Origin of the sequence: Alteromonas sp. CyTr2, assembly GCF_947311905.1 — a bacterium.
GTDB classification, from domain to species: domain Bacteria; phylum Pseudomonadota; class Gammaproteobacteria; order Enterobacterales; family Alteromonadaceae; genus Alteromonas; species Alteromonas macleodii.
The window spans coordinates 1-17,433 of the sequence record NZ_CAMZMZ010000028.1 but is presented as its reverse complement, the minus strand read 5'-3'; the positions used below and the strand labels follow the sequence as shown (position 1 = coordinate 17,433).

14 protein-coding genes are annotated in these 17,433 nt (G+C 45.5%); 8 read left to right on the top strand and 6 right to left on the bottom strand.

Annotation, left to right across the window (positions count from 1 at the left end; all coding sequences use genetic code 11):
* Nucleotides 1-310: 310 nt before the first annotated feature.
* Complete coding sequence (locus QME20_RS14210) at nt 311-1,144, top strand: class II glutamine amidotransferase (protein ID WP_014950765.1); 834 nt, start codon at nt 311-313, stop codon at nt 1,142-1,144.
* Nucleotides 1,145-1,338: 194 nt separating this feature from the next.
* Here QME20_RS14210 and QME20_RS14205 read toward each other — a convergent pair whose 3' ends face one another.
* Nucleotides 1,339-2,409, bottom strand: a complete 1,071-nt coding sequence (locus QME20_RS14205) for a LysR family transcriptional regulator (protein ID WP_281716113.1) — start codon at nt 2,407-2,409, stop codon at nt 1,339-1,341.
* A gap of 166 nt (nt 2,410-2,575) precedes the next feature.
* Between QME20_RS14205 and QME20_RS14200 the strand changes: the two genes are divergently transcribed.
* Nucleotides 2,576-3,091 carry a lactoylglutathione lyase family protein gene (locus tag QME20_RS14200; RefSeq protein ID WP_014950763.1) on the top strand — a complete coding sequence of 172 codons (516 nt, stop codon included), beginning with the start codon at nt 2,576-2,578 and terminating at the stop codon, nt 3,089-3,091.
* A gap of 146 nt (nt 3,092-3,237) precedes the next feature.
* Here QME20_RS14200 and QME20_RS14195 read toward each other — a convergent pair whose 3' ends face one another.
* From QME20_RS14195 to QME20_RS14180, 4 genes are all read right to left on the bottom strand, one after another.
* Nucleotides 3,238-3,879: an MBL fold metallo-hydrolase gene (locus tag QME20_RS14195; protein WP_187447117.1), complete on the bottom strand. Its 642-nt coding sequence runs from the start codon at nt 3,877-3,879 to the stop codon at nt 3,238-3,240.
* Nucleotides 3,880-3,882: 3 nt separating this feature from the next.
* Nucleotides 3,883-5,295, bottom strand: a complete 1,413-nt coding sequence (locus QME20_RS14190) for an APC family permease (RefSeq protein WP_168533802.1) — start codon at nt 5,293-5,295, stop codon at nt 3,883-3,885.
* Nucleotides 5,292-6,992: an amidohydrolase gene (locus tag QME20_RS14185; RefSeq protein ID WP_281716112.1), complete on the bottom strand. Its 1,701-nt coding sequence runs from the start codon at nt 6,990-6,992 to the stop codon at nt 5,292-5,294. Before QME20_RS14185 ends, QME20_RS14190 begins: the two co-directional genes overlap by 4 nt.
* Before the next feature lie 96 nt (nt 6,993-7,088).
* Nucleotides 7,089-8,129, bottom strand: a complete 1,041-nt coding sequence (locus QME20_RS14180; protein ID WP_168533806.1) for a serine/threonine dehydratase — start codon at nt 8,127-8,129, stop codon at nt 7,089-7,091.
* A 195-nt stretch (nt 8,130-8,324) separates the two neighbouring features.
* On the opposite strand from QME20_RS14180, the gene QME20_RS14175 reads away from it, so the two are divergent.
* A complete protein-coding gene (locus tag QME20_RS14175) occupies nt 8,325-11,303 on the top strand; it encodes a bifunctional diguanylate cyclase/phosphodiesterase (protein WP_281716111.1) in 2,979 nt (992 codons plus the stop codon).
* Nucleotides 11,304-11,314: 11 nt separating this feature from the next.
* Nucleotides 11,315-11,689, top strand: coding sequence for a PH domain-containing protein (locus tag QME20_RS14170; protein WP_014950757.1), 375 nt, complete (start codon nt 11,315-11,317; stop codon nt 11,687-11,689).
* A 257-nt stretch (nt 11,690-11,946) separates the two neighbouring features.
* Here the strand turns inward: QME20_RS14170 and QME20_RS14165 are convergent, their stop codons facing one another.
* On the bottom strand, nt 11,947-14,160 hold the full coding sequence (locus QME20_RS14165) for a S9 family peptidase (protein WP_281716110.1): 2,214 nt from the start codon (nt 14,158-14,160) through the stop codon (nt 11,947-11,949).
* Nucleotides 14,161-14,230: 70 nt separating this feature from the next.
* Between QME20_RS14165 and QME20_RS14160 the strand changes: the two genes are divergently transcribed.
* The 4 genes from QME20_RS14160 (at nt 14,231) to QME20_RS14145 (ending at nt 17,182) form a co-directional block, all read left to right on the top strand.
* Nucleotides 14,231-14,854 (top strand): NAD(P)H-binding protein, encoded by a 624-nt coding sequence (locus tag QME20_RS14160; protein WP_014950755.1) that lies wholly within the window; start codon nt 14,231-14,233, stop codon nt 14,852-14,854.
* 140 nt (nt 14,855-14,994) lie between these two features.
* Nucleotides 14,995-15,813 (top strand): methyltransferase, encoded by an 819-nt coding sequence (locus QME20_RS14155; RefSeq protein ID WP_049588720.1) that lies wholly within the window; start codon nt 14,995-14,997, stop codon nt 15,811-15,813.
* A gap of 13 nt (nt 15,814-15,826) precedes the next feature.
* Nucleotides 15,827-16,315, top strand: a complete 489-nt coding sequence (locus QME20_RS14150) for a YgjV family protein (RefSeq protein WP_049588721.1) — start codon at nt 15,827-15,829, stop codon at nt 16,313-16,315.
* 294 nt (nt 16,316-16,609) lie between these two features.
* Complete coding sequence (locus QME20_RS14145; RefSeq protein ID WP_281716109.1) at nt 16,610-17,182, top strand: hypothetical protein; 573 nt, start codon at nt 16,610-16,612, stop codon at nt 17,180-17,182.
* The last annotated feature ends 251 nt before the right edge of the window (nt 17,183-17,433 follow it).

Here is a 17,433-nt window from a genome sequence, read left to right as displayed (position 1 = left end):
TAACAATGACGAAAAGCGAATAAATCGAGAAAGAGTGGTAGCGCATCATATATATGAAAGAATAGTTTTTTTGTAATTGATTATCATTATTATTTATTGTAAATGAAAGGGGAGGTAAACATAAAACGGACGTTTTTACGCAATTCAATTAAAATAAAGTGGTATGAAGGTCATTGGGTTTAAAAAGGTGAATGAGTTGTAAAGTCTGCCGCTTCTCCTTTATTACGGACCAATGTCGAATTGATTCGGCTCGAGTGCTTGCGTATTCTCGACATACTTAATGAAATAACTGCTATAGGTGACAAACGTTGTGTGTGAACTTTTAGGCATGAGTGCGAACACTCCTACTGACCTATGTTTTAGTTTTACCGGGCTGACTCGCCGCGGTGGTGAAACAGGGCCGCATAAAGACGGCTGGGGCGTTGCTTTTTATGAAGGGAAGGGCGTGCGTATGTTTCACGATCCCGAGCCTTGCGCCACATCACCCATCGCAGACTTTGTTTCGAAGTTGCCTATAAAAAGCAAGAATGCGATTTGCCATATTCGTCAGGCTAATGTGGGTAACATTAACTTAGCTAACACGCATCCCTTTACTCGCGAACTGTGGGGGCGATACTGGGTGTTTGCGCACAACGGACAACTACCTAATTTCTCGCGCCGGACGGGTGTTTACGAAGCAGTTGGGGATACCGATAGCGAAGAGCTTTTCTGCGATATTATGAATAACGTTAGGCAAAATCTCCCCCGAGACGCTATGCCTGAGCAGTTAGCTGAAACGTTAGTTTCACTTGCAAAGGAGTACGCTCAGCAAGGTGTATTCAATTGCTTGCTGAGCAATGGCGACTGGTTGTTTACGTTCTGTAGTACAAAGTTAGCTAGCATTACCCGCAGAGCACCTTTTGGCCCCGCTTGTTTGAGTGATGTAGAGGTGGAAATTGATTTTGCAGCTGAAACCACGCCAAAAGATGTAGTGAGCATTATTGCTACTGAACCGCTAACAAACGATGAACAGTGGGATATCTATGAACGGGGTGAGTGGAAGCTATGGCAGGAAGGCGAAGTCATAGCCTCGGGTAAAGTGGATGTCCCTGAACACAAAAAAGAAGCCGATATGGTTGCACCAGATCCATCGCTTCACGACTAATCACGAATTATGGGGTCAGAGTAACTTTAATTGCGCCGCTCTCAAAAAGCTCGGCGCTTAGTTAGTAACCCAGAATAACTTAAATGGCCCCACTCTCTAAAAGCTTAGCGCTTGGTTGGTAACCTAGCGGAATAATGTACTCTGACCCCAATACTCAGGTTAGCTAGATCGATAATGTACTCTGACCCCAATTTTTAACCCAATACTTGCCTGATGGCTTGTTTCACTACTTGGTAGCGGGCGGGTAGAGCGCTGTGGGGTGTTTGAACACTGTATAGGGGCTCGGTTACTTCATTTTTAGCTTTGTAGACGGTAAGTTTGTCGGCAAAAGACACAAAGTCTAGTGTGCTGGTGGGCAGCACGGTGTAACCCAACCCTTCGCTTACCGGCAGTAGAATTTGCGAAAGTTGGTTGATGTAGCCGGTATGAGGTAGCTTATTCGGATTAATGTTGGCTAACTCAGCTTCTCCGCAATCGTTAAAATAGCGCTGCAAGTAGTGCATGGCATCAGGGTGATTAATAAGCCCTAGATGCTTGATGACGGCTTTTAATGTTCTACCACCATCAGTTTTACTCTTTGCTTTTCCAGATACGCTTGCTACTTTTGCTACCGAACCCGAACCCGAACCCGAACCCGAACCCGAACCCGAACCCGAACCCGAACCCGAACCCGAACCCGAACCCGAATTAGAGATACAACCCTGCGTATTATCAGATAACTCAGGAATCTGCGCAGCAAGCGCGTCAGGTAGGCTACGCGGTAGAATAAGCCCCAATGCTTCTTCGCCTAAATACTCACTATGTATATCTTCGCTCTCTGGCTGGTTTGTCACAATGCCAAGCTCCAGCGTATTGTTCGCAATGCCTGACAAAATAGTACGACGAGGTGCGACTTCCACGTGAATATTAAGCGCGCTATGCTGTTTTTGCAGTGCCAGCAGAGCAGGGTAAATACGCTGAGCAATCGCACCCGAGCAGGCCACTACACACTTACCTTCAAAAGGGGCGTCAAACTTTAAGCTGGCAATAAAATCTTGCTCTTTTTCCTGCTGCTCCTTGGCATAGTGGTACACACGCTGGCCCTGTTCAGTTAGCTGAATCCCCTTGCCTAAACGGATGACTAGTTCACACTGACATGCCTCTTCCAGTTTCTTAAGGTGCTGACTTACGCCCGGCTGCGTCATAAACCGTTGCTCTGCGGTGCGCGTAAAGTTCCCCGTTTCTACTAACGTGATGAAGGTGTCTAGCCAAGTAGGGTTTATCATTTTCTATAATTTAAAATTATTAAATTTAGAAAATATCATAATTTCATGTTTCATCTTTGTCTAGCTACTATGTATGCACATTCACTTAAGCGGTGTTCGAGTTGGCCTTCTTGACGAGGCGGCCGCTTAAGCCATTTCGATAACTTGCACTACATAGGAGTAAGTGATGACTGAAGCAGTAAAAACACCATATCCACGTACGTTTTCTCATATTGGAATTTCGGTACCTGACTTAGAAGCTGCCGTGAAATTTTATACTGAAGTACTTGGCTGGTACCTCATCATGAAGCCAACCGAGATTGTTGAAGATGACTCGGCCATTGGCGAAATGTGTACCGATGTATTTGGTCCAGGTTGGGGGAAATTCCGCATTGCGCACCTTTCAACAGGTGATCGTGTCGGCGTTGAAATTTTTGAGTTCAGCAACCAAGAGAACCCAGAAAACAACTTTGAATATTGGAAAACCGGTATCTTTCATTTCTGTGTTCAAGACCCAGATGTAGAAGGCTTGGCTGAAAAAATTGTCGCTGCTGGTGGTAAAAAGCGAATGAAGGCGCCGCGTTATTACTATCCGGGTGAAAAGCCTTACCGCATGATTTACATGGAAGACCCGTTTGGCAACATCCTTGAAATTTATAGCCACAGCTATGAGTTGCATTATGCTAGCGGTGCATACGAATAAGCGTTAGTTAATAACGCTTTATAGACATTGCGCTAAGCGAATGCATAGCAAGCTTTAAATAAGCGAAAGGCGAGGGCGAAACAAGCAAAAGCTTGTTCAACGCACCTCGCCTTTTTGTTCTTTCACTGCTTATAAAACGTGAGGTTTTATCCGAATTGACTCGAAACATAAGGATTCGTGGCCTTTTCGGTTGCAACCGTAGTGGTTGGCCCATGACCCGGGTAAATCGTCATATTATCCGGCAGCACCATAATTTTCTGTTTAATCGAGTCGATTAATTGCTGATGATTACCTTGTGGGAAATCAGTTCTGCCAATAGAGCCTGCGAAAATTACATCACCCACAATAACGCGATTACTTGAGCGTTCTACCAGCACCACATGACCAGGTGTATGACCCGGGCAATGCAGCACTTCTAGCGTTAAATTGCCCACTGAAATGGTATCGTTGTCGTTTAACCACTCGTTGGGAGCAAAAGGCTGGGCGGGTGGAAAGCCAAACATCTGGCTTTGCTGCATAAGTGCATCTAGCCAGAATTTATCGCCAATATGCGGCCCTACAATGGGGACACCGTAATGTTCAGCAATGGCGACAGTGCCGCCCACATGATCTAAGTGCCCATGAGTGAGTATAATTTTCTCTATACTCACGCCTTTATTCGATGCAGCTACAATCAACTTTTCAACGTCGCCGCCTGGGTCGACAAACGCGCCTTTGTTAGTGGATGAATCCCAAATTAATGAACAGTTTTGGGCAAAGGGCGTAACGGGTATAACTTGAATTTCCACGGTTTAACCTTTTGATTCTTTGTTGCTTGGAGCGAAATAAAAAAAATAAAGCAGTGCGCCAACCACTAATTCACCCAGTAAAAATAGCCACGCGTTGGTTGACGACTGTGCAATAGACCATGCGCAAACCGCTAGTGCGACAAAGGGTATCAGACGTCGAAACAGGTTTACAGGGCTGGCAAATGCGCCTGCAGAGCCGTTAAAATAAGCGTCATTCTCAGAATTATCTTGCTGCATGCTGCTTTGTGAAGAAGCGCTCTGCAAGGTAGCACCTTGCAATGAAGCCCGCTGTGCTTTCATCAACACCACTACACACACGGCGTAAACCACAAGCCGGGCAAGCACACTGGAAATAGCTAACCACACAAAGCTACCGCTAAGTGCCATAGTACCGGCAAACATTCCCAGTATTAATATGGAAACTGCTGGGGTAGCAAAGGGCGCATGAATCTCGCCTAACTTCTGTCCCAGTTTACCTGGAATAAGTGACTGCTGGGCCATAGAAAACGTCAGCCGAGACGTAGAAATCATATTTGCCAGTAAGTTACCGGCAACCGACACCACGGCGGTTAGCGTCATTATAAGCGCCCCAGTTTCGCCAAATATCATATTGGCGAGTGCAATAAGTGGTGCGCTATCCGGCTTTGCAGGCCCTACAGTGTGCCAATAAAGCCACTGCACGCAAAAGTAAAATATGGCGATACCTGAAACTGTAAGCATTAAAGCCCGAGGTATGGTCTTTTTTGGTGAACTGGTCTCGCCGCTCGTGACCACTACCGTTTCAAAACCAATAAAGGCGTAAAGCGTAAGTAGGGCACCGGCAGAAAAGGTGTCAAACGCAGGTACAACGGTTTCCGAAGAACGTGTTAGCGCAGTAGAAAAATCGAGCTGCCAGTAACCAACCGCAATAAGCGCCACGAAAGGCAGCAGTTTTAGCACCGAGATAGTATCAAGTGAACGCATGGCGGCCTTAAGGCCAACAATATTCACTACGATTAGTGCTGTGGTAAGCGCAATAATAGCGAATGACTTGCCTATTCCCGCATTCAGTTCGGGCCACACATAGCCGGCGTACAGCAATAACACGTGCATGTTGGCGGCAATCGCGGTTGCGCGAGCTAAATAGTAAATAAAGCCAGTTTGAAACGCCGCTGCGTCGCCGAAGCCTTTCTGGGCGTACACCACAGGTCCACCGGTTTCTTGGTACAGCGCCGCTAGCTGCCCAAAACACCACACTATGGCCAGCATTAGCGTGCCAAAAATCAAAAAGATGTAAGGGCTGAAAGCGCCGAGCTCAGCGGCCATTTTAGCGGGCAGAGCAAAAATGCCCGCCCCAATAAGGCCATTTAACACCAAAAGGGCAGCGCCAATGCCGCCAATCCCTTTGGTTAACAGGCTTTTGTTTTCGCTACTCATTTAGAAAAAACTTCTTCTCCAGCCACATAAGTTGCGTGTACTTCGGTTTTCCAAATGTCTTTGGCATCAATGGTAAAAATATCTTGGTCGACCAAGATAAAGTCTGCCCATTTTCCTGGCGTCAGTGTGCCCAAGGTATCTTCCATGTGCCCTGCGTAGGCAGCATCTAATGTAAACCCTTTAAAGGCTTGTTCAATGGTTAACGCTTCGTGGGCATACCAACCTTTTACGGGTTGATTGTTTCTGTCTTGTCGCGTAACCGCAGCGTGAAGCCCGTAAAATGGGTTAGCAAGCTCAACAGGGAAATCAGAGCCTAAGGGCAGTGCAATGCCCGAATCGAGTAGCGTTTTCCACGCGTAAGCGCCTTTCATACGATCTTTGCCAAGGCGATCTTCCGCCATGTTCTTATCGCTGGTGGCGTGAGTAGGCTGCATGGAAGGTAAGACCTTCAGCGAAGCAAAGCGGGCTAGGTCGTCAGGCGCAATCACCTGTGCATGCTCAATGCGGTTGCGCAGTTCGCTGCCGCCAATACTCTTAAACGTGGTTTCAAACTCGTTCAGTGCAACATGGTTAGCCTTATCACCAATGGCATGGTAGTTAAGCTGGAAGCCCGCACCAATTACCGTAGTAAACAGTTGGGTCATATCTTCTGGTTGAGTTAACAGCAAACCATGTTGATGCGGTGCATCTGAATAAGGTTCAAGCAATGCTGCGCCTCGGCTACCTAGTGCACCGTCGCCATAGGCTTTTACCGAACGAATATATAAAAAGTCGTCTTGGTCGCGAATAGTACCATTGCCCAGCATGGTGCTGAGATCAGGATCTGTAGCACTCACCATGGCATAAATACGCACGGGCAAGTCACCTTCTACCGATTCTTTTAAATAGAAATCGTAAACGTCTCTGCCTACGCCAGCATCGTGCATTGACGTAACGCCATTTGCTAGTAAGTGCTCACCTGCTGCATGTAATTGTTGCTCGTAAATAGCGCTGCTTGCTTTAGGCAAATGCGCTTCAATTAATTGAGATGCATTATCAATGAAAACACCGGTAGGATTACCGTCAGCGTCCTTAATGATTTCGCCCCCTGCGGGCGATTGGGTGTTTTTAGTTATACCCGCGATTTCCATCGCTTTACTGTTCACCCAGGTAGCGTGGCTGTCTACACGAGCTAGCGCCACAGGTCGGTCAGAAATGACTTTATCTAGATCAGCCGCTGTTGGAAACGCTCTGTCAGACCACAATTCCTGGTTCCAACCGCGCCCGGTAATCCAAGCTTGTTGTCCATTCGCAAAAGCGTATTCGGCAACCATCTTGGCAGCGTCTTTCGCACTTTTACTTTCACGTAAGTCAACTTCTAGTAAGTTTGCCCCTAGACCGAGAAGGTGACCGTGAGCGTCGATAAGGCCGGGAAGCATGACTTTGCCTTCGCCGTCTATGGTGTCATCAACAGAGGTTTTGCCTTTCTCTATGTCTAGTGCTACTACCTTACCTTCGTCCAAAAGAAGATTTTTAAAAGTAGTGAGTTCACCCTTTTCATTTAAGGTATAGCCTTTTACGTTCTCGACTAGCGTTGCAGCATCCACCGTAAGCGAGGTGGTCATAGCGCCTAACGTTGCCGCTGTTGCAAACGTTGCGGTTAGCAATTTTGAAAGCGAGTGCTTTTTAAATGTCAGTGCCGACAATGTAGAGTTCATAGTGAGTTTCTGCCTTTTTTATTTCTGTTTTATTCTTTGTTTTTTAGTTTTTATACCGAGCTGCTCAAGTTTCAATAGCTGCGCACTAACGCAACGCTATGCCTCGGCACGCTCGGTGTCTTCAAATTCGTCTTCGTCATCAAGTTCAAGAATGGGAGGCTGCAGCAAAAAATCTCTCTCCCAAATCTTAGCCATACTCGACTGGCTAATGTTGCCACCACTCAATATAACAAGAGCGGTTTGCCCAGGTGGAGTGTTGGCAGCCCAAGCCGCTACTGCAGCCATGGTCATCGCGCTCGTGGGCTCAATATGAAGCTTTAGTAAATGATGTAGCCATTGGGTCCAATAAGCAATTTGCAGCTCATCCACTTCGTAGAAATCATCTATTTCTTGCAGTATAGGAAACGTTACATCGCCAACAGAAGGCGTGGCTGCACCGTCTGCTAAGGTATTTGGAGCATAGTCTAAAGCAATGATCTCACCAGCTTGCAACGACATAGAGGCATCATTGGCTTCGGCAGGCTCAGCGCCAATGACCAATGCATTTGGCTGTAGTGCGCGAGTTGCTAGTAATGAGCCCGACAATAACCCTCCGCCACCACACGGCGCAAAGACAGCATCTACCTCACCAATTTCGTTAAGCGCTTCTAACGTTGCCGTGCCTTGTCCTGCCACAATATCTTTGTGGTTAAACGGCGGTATCCAGACTGTGTCTGGCGCTTTTGATGCTTGCTCGACAGCCGCGTCTGCTTCTGGACGGGTAGGGAATAGTTTTAATTCAGCACCATAGCTTTGCGTAGCGGCAGCTTTAATTGGCGATATAGTTTCGCTTGCGAAAATTGTGGCGCTACAGCCGAAATGTGCTGCCGCATAAGCAACCGCTTGTGCATGATTTCCAGAGCTATTGGCTACCACATGTTGTGGTAATCTTCCTTCCTCTTTTAACCGTGCTAAAAAATTCATCGCACCACGAATTTTGAATGCCCCGATGGTCTGTAAGCACTCTGCTTTGAACAAAATGCGGTTGCCCATCCACTTGTTGAGCAACGAAGATTCAACAATTGGCGTTTTCTTTACGTCGCCTTTTATACGTTCATAGGCTTGTTTTATATCTTCGAAATTTGGAGAAATACTCATTAAGTAACGCTCTTTTCATTTTGGTTTTTTTGTGGGGTAGCGCCGACAAGGGCCTTTACGCACTAAAAGGAAATCGAAAGCCTTACAGTGCCAGATACTATTAGATAACGCCAGAGCCTATACCACATAAGACAATTCATATTTATTTAATAATTCTACTTTAGTATACCGGCGCTAGTTACCGGAGACAGGCACATGTTAAGCAAACACAACCATCGTATTTACGCCTTACCTACGGTTTTGTTTCTTTTTCTCACCTTTTTATTTGTTTCTGCTGGTGTTTTTATTCAAAACGATGAACGCGCAGCACGTATTTCTAAGGCGCAGTCGGTTGCCGAGCAGGTAAAAATTAGTCTTGAAGTTTTCTCAAGCGAACGTATTCAAGCGCTGCACAACCTGATGCGAAACTGGCCCACCTTTGAGCCAAACCAAGTAGACTGGTTTAATGCGCAAGCCCTGTCATTGATGGGCATGCAGCGAGGCTTTTCATCGTTGGTATTTGTCGATGCGAGCGGTGAGATAGCGTGGGTGGCAACACCATCTTCCGGTATCAAAACCCGTATAGACAACAGCCTCATTGGCCGCCCTATGGATGCATTGGGCTTAAACATATCGCGTTTGTCCGAGGATTTGGAAAGCACACTTTTGTATTCAGATGCCGCTCAACATCACTTTATCCTTGTAGGCAGAGCCATAAGCCCTCAAGAGCCTGAGCACGGATTTTTGGTGGCGGGGTTCGACGTACAGACTATATTAACCGTGATGTTAGGCGAGTTAGTGGGGCCGCAGTTTAACTTTCAGCTTCAGGGTGACAACGAAATATTATTTCAAAGCGGTGAGTTACTGAACGATGGTTCCATAGTAAGGCTTGAGCCATTCACGTTTTTAGAGCGAGAGTTCTATCTTACTATGCAGTCTCAACTTAGCCCCTATAATGCGGGTTTGTTGATAATCATAATTGGGCTACTGATGTCGGCTTTGGTGAGCTATGTACTGCACAAGCAGCTTAAAGGTGCAGTTAATTTATCAGTAAGTCAACAGCGTTACCTCACGGCTAGCGAGGCATCTCTTGACGCACTACTTATTTATCAACCTGCAGATGGTGACTTCTCGCTTGTGGAAGCAAACTCCTACAGCCGCTATTTATTCCGTGGTGCCTGTGACGCACTGCGAGCGATGAGTTTGGCAGAGCAAACCCGCTTTTTAGGTATGTACGATCAATTTGAAAACGCAAAGAACGTGGCCATAAATGGCGTACCTTATGAAGCGCATGTTCAAGTAGTTAGCGATAAAATTTGGCCAGAATGGATTAAAATACAAGTGGTTAAAGCCGGCGAAAATATCGCGATTACGGTAAGGGATATTACCGAGCGTTTTCGTGCTCAGCACGATCTTAAGCGTAGCGAAGAAAAGTATCGCCGCTTAGTTGACGGTATGCACCGCCATTTTGTTTACACCAAGACCGTTGAGCACAACTTTATGTATGTGAGCGCGGGTATTGAAAAGATTTTAGGGTTTAGCGCAGAAGACTTCTGTGCGAACGAGTCGAAGTACGTTCGCCAAGTACCTGACGAGACGTTTGAGATACGCCAAACCATTGCCCGTGGCGAAAAGCCCGAGCCTTATATTGTGCATTATCAAGGCAAGGTCGGCGAGCCGTTAGCGATTGAATTTTCAGACACGCCCATTGTCGACGAGCAAGGATTACTGGTTGCCGTTGAAGGCATAGCTCGCGATGTGACGAAAGAGCTGGCGCTGCAGGAAGAAGTGTATTTTCAAGCTAACCATGACCAGTTAACCGGGCTGTTTAATCGCTATGCATTTGATGAGAAACTGCGAGCGATCCTTGATGAAACGCATAAAGCGGCTGGTCAGCAGGGCGAGAGCAAGACTTTAAACCACGTTGATTTTGAAAAAGTGGCGAGTATCAATTCGCCTCGCGCTTACCACAAGCAAAGCGTGATGTGCTTTATCGATATGGATCGATTCAAGTTAGTAAACGACAGCTGTGGTCATCCAGCCGGCGATAAGCTACTAAAAGAAATCTCCACCATATTTAGGCAATACGTGAATGGGCAAGATCTGCTTGCCCGAATAGGGGGAGACGAGTTCTGCATTATATTTCGCAATCAAAGTTTGGATGAGGTGACCAAGCGCCTAGACAAGCTTTTATTGGCGATTTCAAATTATCGTTTTGTTTATGACGACAAGTTGTTCTTTGTAGGGGCAAGCATTGGCGTTATTGAAATAAACGAGAGTACACAAAGTGCAGAAGCGTTAATTAAAGCTGCTGACAACGCGTGTTACAAAGCCAAACACTTGGGTCGAAACCGTTACTTTGTGTTTCATGATAATGACTCGCAAATGGCCATTGATGACAGTGAAAACCAGGTGTTACATGCCTTGCATCACGCATTACAAAACGACGGGTTTGAGTTGTATAGCCAAGCTATCATGCCGCTTAACGTGCCCAACCAAGAAAAGGCCGCCCAACTTCAGCATTACGAGATTTTGCTTCGTCTAAATGCAAAAGACAGTGGTCTTATAAGCCCGGGGCTTTTCATCCCGTTGGCAGAACGTCACGGTTTAATGAACAAAGTGGATATGTGGGTGGTAGATAACACCCTTAAAACCCTTGAACGTAACCCCGCTCACATCGATAACGTGGGCAAAGTCGCGATTAATTTATCGGGTATTACATTGGGTGATGAAATGGCGCTGCATAAGATTGCCAAGCGTATGCAAAGTACTTCTGTACCTGCTGAGAAAATTTGTTTTGAGATTACAGAAACAACAGCGGTAACTAACTTAAGCGCTGCTAAACATTTCATTTCTACACTACGCGATTTGGGGTGTAGCTTTGCCTTAGACGACTTTGGTGCTGGTATGTCCTCGTTCACCTACCTGAAAAACCTAGATGTTGATTACGTTAAGATCGACGGCTCATTTGTGCGAAATATCGTTCACGATCCTATCGATCATGCTACAGTAACTGCGATAAATAATATCGCGCACAGTATGGGTAAACAGACCGTAGCCGAGTTTGTGGTCGATAACGCGACCGCCGAGGTTTTACGAGATCTTAAAGTAGATTTCGGTCAAGGCTTTGCTTTAGATAAACCCAAGCCACTGGCGCATAGAGTTCAATGGCGAGTTAAACTTGCCTCTGCTTAAAAGGAAATGTCATGGGTTTATTTGATACCATCATGGGGAATGCAAGCGAGACTAGCGCTTCAGATGTTCAAGAAGAGCTTACGCCTATACTTGCTGCTAACGAAACCGTTACCTCTGCGTTTAAGCTAGTGCGCGATTTAAGTGTATTCACCAACAAGCGCCTAATCCTTATAGATAAGCAAGGCCTTACCGGGCGCAAAGTGAACTATCACTCCATTCCTTATAAATCTATCACGCAGTTTATCGTTGAGACGGCAGGGCATTTTGATACTGACGCCGAGCTTAAAATTTGGCTGTCGGGCAAAGCCGATCCTATTGAGATTGAACTAAGTGCATCGTCTGCTCAGGCGGTACAGCAAAACCTAGCAACCCAGATGTTTAGCTAGTTTCTGCATTTGTCATATTTGATTGATGCTTTGAAGTAGCAAGTAGCAAGTAGCAAGTAGCAAGTAAAGAAAGTCTAATCACCCTGCAAGTGCACAAAGCGCTACAACGCAAACATGTACAAAATAAGCGTTAATTAAACTGACCAAACAAAAAAGCGATGCCTTCATAAGCATCGCTTTTTGCTTTTTACTACTTTCTAGGGCTTGTCGAGCTTGGATGTACAGTAGAGATCAACAGGCCCTAGGCTCTAACCGTATTAGTCTTTCAAGTTACGGTTAAAGAAGTTAGTAATAGTTTTGTATAAATGAATGCCCGTTTGCTTGCCTCGAATGCTGTGCTTCTTGCCCGGGTAATCCATAGTTTCAAATGGAATTGCCAAGTCTTGAAGGTGCTTGTAGAGCATTGTTGAATGGGTAAACAACACGTTGTCATCTGCCATGCCGTGGTAAATCAAAAGGTCGCCCTTCAGATCTTTTGCGTACGGGAATACTGAAGACGCAGTGTAAGCATCATCATCTGTATTTGGGTTGCCCATGTAGCGTTCAGTGTAGTGGGTATCGTATAGGCGCCAGTCAGTTACCGGCGCACCTGACACGCCCGCTGCAAAATAATCGCCCGCTTTGAACATGGTCATTAGCGTCATGTAGCCGCCATAGCTGTGGCCATGAACACCAATACGTTCAGCGTCCACGTAGTCAAGCGTACGCAAGAACTCCACGCCTGCAACCTGATCGTCCACTTCAATAAAGCCCATTTTTTTATAAATAGGATCTTCAAAGCCTTTACCGCGATAGTTAGAGCCGCGGTTATCTAGCGTAAATACCACATAACCTTGGTCAACCCAGTGTTGGAAAAGCAAGCCACGGTTACCCGCCCAGCTGTTTGTTACCACTTGTGCGTGCGGGCCGCCGTAAAGGTAAACAATAACAGGGTGCTTCTGTTTAGGGTTTTGCTTGGCAGTGTCAGGCGTGTAAATTCGATACTTAAGAGTTGCGCCATCTTTTGTGGAGATGTCACCAAACTCAGGTGCCGTCCAGCTATCCATGTAAGCGTGCAGAGGGTGGCCTTCTTCAACTTTATTTTCTTCAAGCCAGGTAATTCGCTCGCCGGTGGCGCTATTTAGGCTAACTTGTGCAGGAGAGTTAATCGTTGAGAAACGGTCAATAAAGATAGAGGCATCTTTGCTAAATGCCGCGCTGTGATACGCGCCTAGTTCAGTGATACGTGAAATCTCGCCGCCATCTAAAGGCACGCTGTAAACATGGCTTTCTAGTGGAGTGTCTTTGCGGCCAGAGAAGTACAAACGGTTGTTCGCTGTATCAATAGCTTCAACACTGTCTACAACCCAATCACCTTTGGTTAATTGCTTAACCAGCTTGCCGCTGTTGTCGAATAGGTAAAGGTGTTTAAAACCGTCGCGCTCAGACGCCCAAATAAATTGGCCTTTGTCTTTTAGGAAGTAAAGGTCGTTGTGCAGGTTTACCCACGTGTTGCTTGATTCTGTAAGCAGCACGTTTTCTTTTTTGCTGTTAAGGTCGAACGCACGCAGCTCTAACGTCTGCTGATCCCGTGTCTGCCATTGGTATGTGAAGGTGGTGTTGTTTGGCATCCACTTACCGCGAGCAAAATAAATGTCTTTATCTTCACCTAAATCAACCCAAGTGCGATCGCCAGAGTTGATGTCTTGAATAGCAAGTTCCACCAAGACGTTTGGCGTGCCCGCTTTCGGGTATTTTTGTTCGATAAGCTTGATGTCGTCAGCATAGATTTCAGAACGCGTGATCACATCTACCGGGCTTTCATCAACCTTGGTAAAGGCAATTTTAGTCTCATCTGGCGACCACCAGTATCCGGTCATACGGCCCATTTCTTCTTGCGCCACAAATTCGGCCATACCAAATTTAATGTTGTCGCCACCTTCTTTGGTAATTGCCGTTTCTTTACCCGATTCAATGTGTTTTACATAAAGGTTCTGGTCGCGAATGAAGGAAATGTAGTTACCTTTTGGTGATAATTTAATATCAGTTTCAAAAGCGTCAGTATCTAAAAGTTGCTTCGCCCCTTTTTCGCCCAGCTTGTGATAAAACACATCGCCACCTAATGGGAAAAGTAATGCTTTACCATCGTCCGACCACTGGTAGCTTACAATACCGCTGCCAGATAAACGCATACGCTCGCGTCGCGCTTTCTCTTCATCAGAAAGCACTTCTTCGCCGCTTTGTAGGTCGTTTGAGTCGAAAAGCATGCGAGTTTGGCCACTTTCAATATGGTATTCCCATAGATCTAGGCGCTCGTAGTCGGTTTGCTTACCTTTAAGAAATGTTACCCGTTGACCGTCAGGTGATACTTTTAACGAACGGGGTGCGTTGCCATCGAGTGAAGGAGAAGAGAAAATACGCTCAATAGTGAGCGTTTCAGCGTTTAAAGCAGTAGAGAGCATAGCGGCTCCAATTAAAAGGGCTTTTTTCATTTTTATCTGCATATTTGACTGTCGAAGGTTTGATTGTAGTTATATCAATTTATGATACAAGGTGCGACATATGAAATCCGCAATGGTGCTAGGAGCGACAGGTTTAGTGGGACGAACGCTTGTAAATATGCTGTTACAGGATAGACGGTACAATGAGGTAACCTGCTTAGTCAGAAAACCGCTCTCCTCCAGTATGTTTAACGACCCTCACAATCGCCTAAAGCCCGTGGTTATCGACTTCGACAATCTACAGGACTATCAAGGCTACTTTAGCGTAAATCATGTGTACTGTTGTCTGGGCACCACGCTTAAAAAGGCGGGATCGAAACAAGCGTTTCGCCGCGTTGATTTTGAATATGTTCATGTTGCCGCACAGCTGACCCGAGCTCAGCGCGCGGACAGTTTTGTATGGATATCATCGGTAGGCGCTGATGCTAAAAGCAGTAACTTTTATTTACGAGTAAAAGGCGAGCTAGAAAACGCGATTATGCGAATGCCTCAGTTACCCCATGCCTCTGCCGTACGCCCTTCGTTATTGTTAGGCAATCGCGACGAGTCGCGGACGCTAGAAGATATAGCGCAGAAAACGGCGCCCATATGGCAAAGCATAATGAAAGGCCCGTTAAAGAAATACCGACCCGTTCATGCCGTTGACGTTGCCAGAAATATGATGTCGCTGCAGCGCTGGAAATAAGCGCTCACAGTAAATGTCACAACCTTAACGTGAAGCACAACCCGACTTGATATAGAATGCGCGCCTTTTAACGCACTAGGTAATACGACTTCCTTATGTTCCGCTGTAAACAATTCACCGTAGCACAGGACAAATGCGCGATGAAAGTGAATACCGACAGTCTGATTTTAGGAAGTTGGGCACAGTTTCGCGCAAACCTCAGCCATGCCCCACGCATCTTGGATATCGGCACCGGCAGTGGCATTTTAGCGTTGATGATGGCCCAAAAAGCAGCGCACTTTTGCAATCCGAACGGTGAAGAGCAGAATGTTCAAAGCAGTTCAATTGACATCAGCTCGTTCGATAATGGCGCAGCCAGAATTGACGCGATAGAAATAGATGAGCAAGCCGCAGCGCAGGCCGCTACCAACTTTAAAAATGCAAAATGGGCCAAACAGCTGTTTATTTACTGCTGTGATGTAACTGGCTACACCTCCCCCCACTTGTATGACCTAGTGATTTCTAATCCACCTTACTTTAACACGCCAGCTACACTTTCAAATGCGTACAGCAAGCAAAGCCAATCTCGCTCCGTGGCAAGGCAAACGTCTGCATTGGGCCCAGATGAACTTTTTAGTGCAAGCAGCAAGTTGTTAATAGAACAAGGGCAAATGTACTGTGTGTACCCAGCGTCGATGGAAGCCTCGGTTATCGAAACGGCTGAAGGTTATGGCCTATCGCTGGCAGATATTCTTTATGTAAAGCATACATCTAACAAATCGCCTTATCTTTGCGCGTTCCACTTTAAAAAAGTAATGGAGGGCGCAAGTGATAATCTTAAAAACGTTACTGCACATCGGGAATGGCCGAGCTTAATAGCGAAAAATGCAATCAAAAATGAGCTGATAATTAGGGATCAAAAGGGCGAATATACCAGTGAATACAAAGCCCTTTGTCAGCCTTTCTACCTTAAATTTTAATGAGCTTATATTAATGAACATAGTTGCAGAAGGCTTTGGCGCAATAGCCGTTGTTTTAAATTTTATTGGGTATCGCCAAACTAACGTAGACAAGTATTTGCTTATTTCTGCGTTTGCCTTAAGTGCACTTAGCATGCATTTTTTTATGCTAGATGCCATGGCCGCAGGCATTGGAACACTGCTTGCCAGCGTTCGTAACTTTATTGCCATTAAACATAGAAGCAATGCCATTTTATTTTTCTTTGTTGCGGTGAATCTAGGCTTCCTCGCTTATGAGTGGTTTGTGCTAGAGCACAGCTGGATAATCTTCATTGCCTATGCGTCTTCACTTATTTTTACAGTGGGATCTTTGGTTATCCGCAATACGCACACTATTAGAAAGGTTTTTCTTGTTGCTGAAACTTTGGGGCTGTTATATGCCATTTCCGTGGGCAGTATTTTTGGAACGGTATTTAATGTAAGTAACTTGATCAGTATTTTAAGTAAGCTGCGCAAGCCCTAACGCTTTAGCAATAAAACTCACCTTATCAATTAGTCTAATTTGCCCACGTTAATCCCGTTTAGTCGGGCTGCTTTTCTGCGACTTACGCTACCTGCTATATGGCTTTTCATATAGTCTTCACACCCTTGTAGGCCTTGCCCTACATGACTTATACCAAAGTTCAATGAGCTAAAGTTCAATATCAATTTGCGTATGTAAGCGTATCGTTATTAATCAGTAAGTATGGTTTCAGCAATTTTTCCTCTGAATGTACGGAAGTAGACTCAGTGTGTAGTAATGAGGGGAGTGTGCGCAGTGAAATTAGTAGATAACTCACAACAATTTGACCAATCACCTACGCTTGAACAATCGTTTCAGAGCGCTATTAATGAAGGCGCTGCGGTAAACGTGTTTGCGCTTGCTCAACAGTTTAAAAATACCAATCCTGCTTTTAAAAAACCTCAACTGGTTGAAGAACGCACGAGTTTAGAGACAGAGCAGCTGTGGAAGAAGCGTCTTTCGATGCTGCTTGATGCAGAAAATAAACTTATGAAAGTTATACGTTTTCGCAAAATTACTGGTATATTTACCGTTGCAAGTATGGCTATGTTTTTATTTTCCCTGTACATAGCGCCAACAATGTCGCCAGTATTGTTCTATGGCCTTATTGTTGTAGCTGCATTTGGAATGGCAACGTATCCGGCGTGGTTGTTAGCGTCTAAAAGCAATAAAAAGCAGAGAGATGACATTTCTCGTTTGTTTTATAAAAGTAATCACGAGATTGAAATGTCGGACGGTAAAATTACGTTAATTAACAGGGCGAACTATGCAAGTGTAACGCAAATACACGTATTGGATCGCAAACTTGGACTATTCGCAAACTCGTAGACAACACTACACCTCTCAGTTCATTATTGTTCTGTTAGTAGCATCCTTTATTCTTGGGGTGCTACTGCTGGCACCCATGGATGCATTGGGCCAGCTTCTCTCTTCAATCGTTATCCTCATTGCAATATCCTTGTGCAGCAAAGAAGCGCGACACACGCAAAAATACCAGCATTTATACCAATTGCATTAATTAATTGACCAACTTTATCCACTCTCTCCAACAGAGATTTTTGACTCGTTCAACATCCGCA

What these genes read in the sequence shown, in the direction of transcription:
- QME20_RS14160 (WP_014950755.1), top strand. Translation starts at nt 14,231, where the DNA reads ATGAAATCCGCAATGGTGCTAGGAGCGACAGGTTTAGTGGGACGAACG.
- QME20_RS14185 (WP_281716112.1), bottom strand. Translation starts at nt 6,992, where the DNA reads ATGAACTCTACATTGTCGGCACTGACATTTAAAAAGCACTCGCTTTCA.
- QME20_RS14155 (WP_049588720.1), top strand. Translation starts at nt 14,995, where the DNA reads ATGAAAGTGAATACCGACAGTCTGATTTTAGGAAGTTGGGCACAGTTT.
- QME20_RS14205 (WP_281716113.1), bottom strand. Translation starts at nt 2,409, where the DNA reads ATGATAAACCCTACTTGGCTAGACACCTTCATCACGTTAGTAGAAACG.
- QME20_RS14150 (WP_049588721.1), top strand. Translation starts at nt 15,827, where the DNA reads ATGAACATAGTTGCAGAAGGCTTTGGCGCAATAGCCGTTGTTTTAAAT.
- QME20_RS14175 (WP_281716111.1), top strand. Translation starts at nt 8,325, where the DNA reads ATGTTAAGCAAACACAACCATCGTATTTACGCCTTACCTACGGTTTTG.
- QME20_RS14165 (WP_281716110.1), bottom strand. Translation starts at nt 14,160, where the DNA reads ATGAAAAAAGCCCTTTTAATTGGAGCCGCTATGCTCTCTACTGCTTTA.
- QME20_RS14190 (WP_168533802.1), bottom strand. Translation starts at nt 5,295, where the DNA reads ATGAGTAGCGAAAACAAAAGCCTGTTAACCAAAGGGATTGGCGGCATT.
- QME20_RS14170 (WP_014950757.1), top strand. Translation starts at nt 11,315, where the DNA reads ATGGGTTTATTTGATACCATCATGGGGAATGCAAGCGAGACTAGCGCT.
- QME20_RS14180 (WP_168533806.1), bottom strand. Translation starts at nt 8,129, where the DNA reads ATGAGTATTTCTCCAAATTTCGAAGATATAAAACAAGCCTATGAACGT.
- QME20_RS14200 (WP_014950763.1), top strand. Translation starts at nt 2,576, where the DNA reads ATGACTGAAGCAGTAAAAACACCATATCCACGTACGTTTTCTCATATT.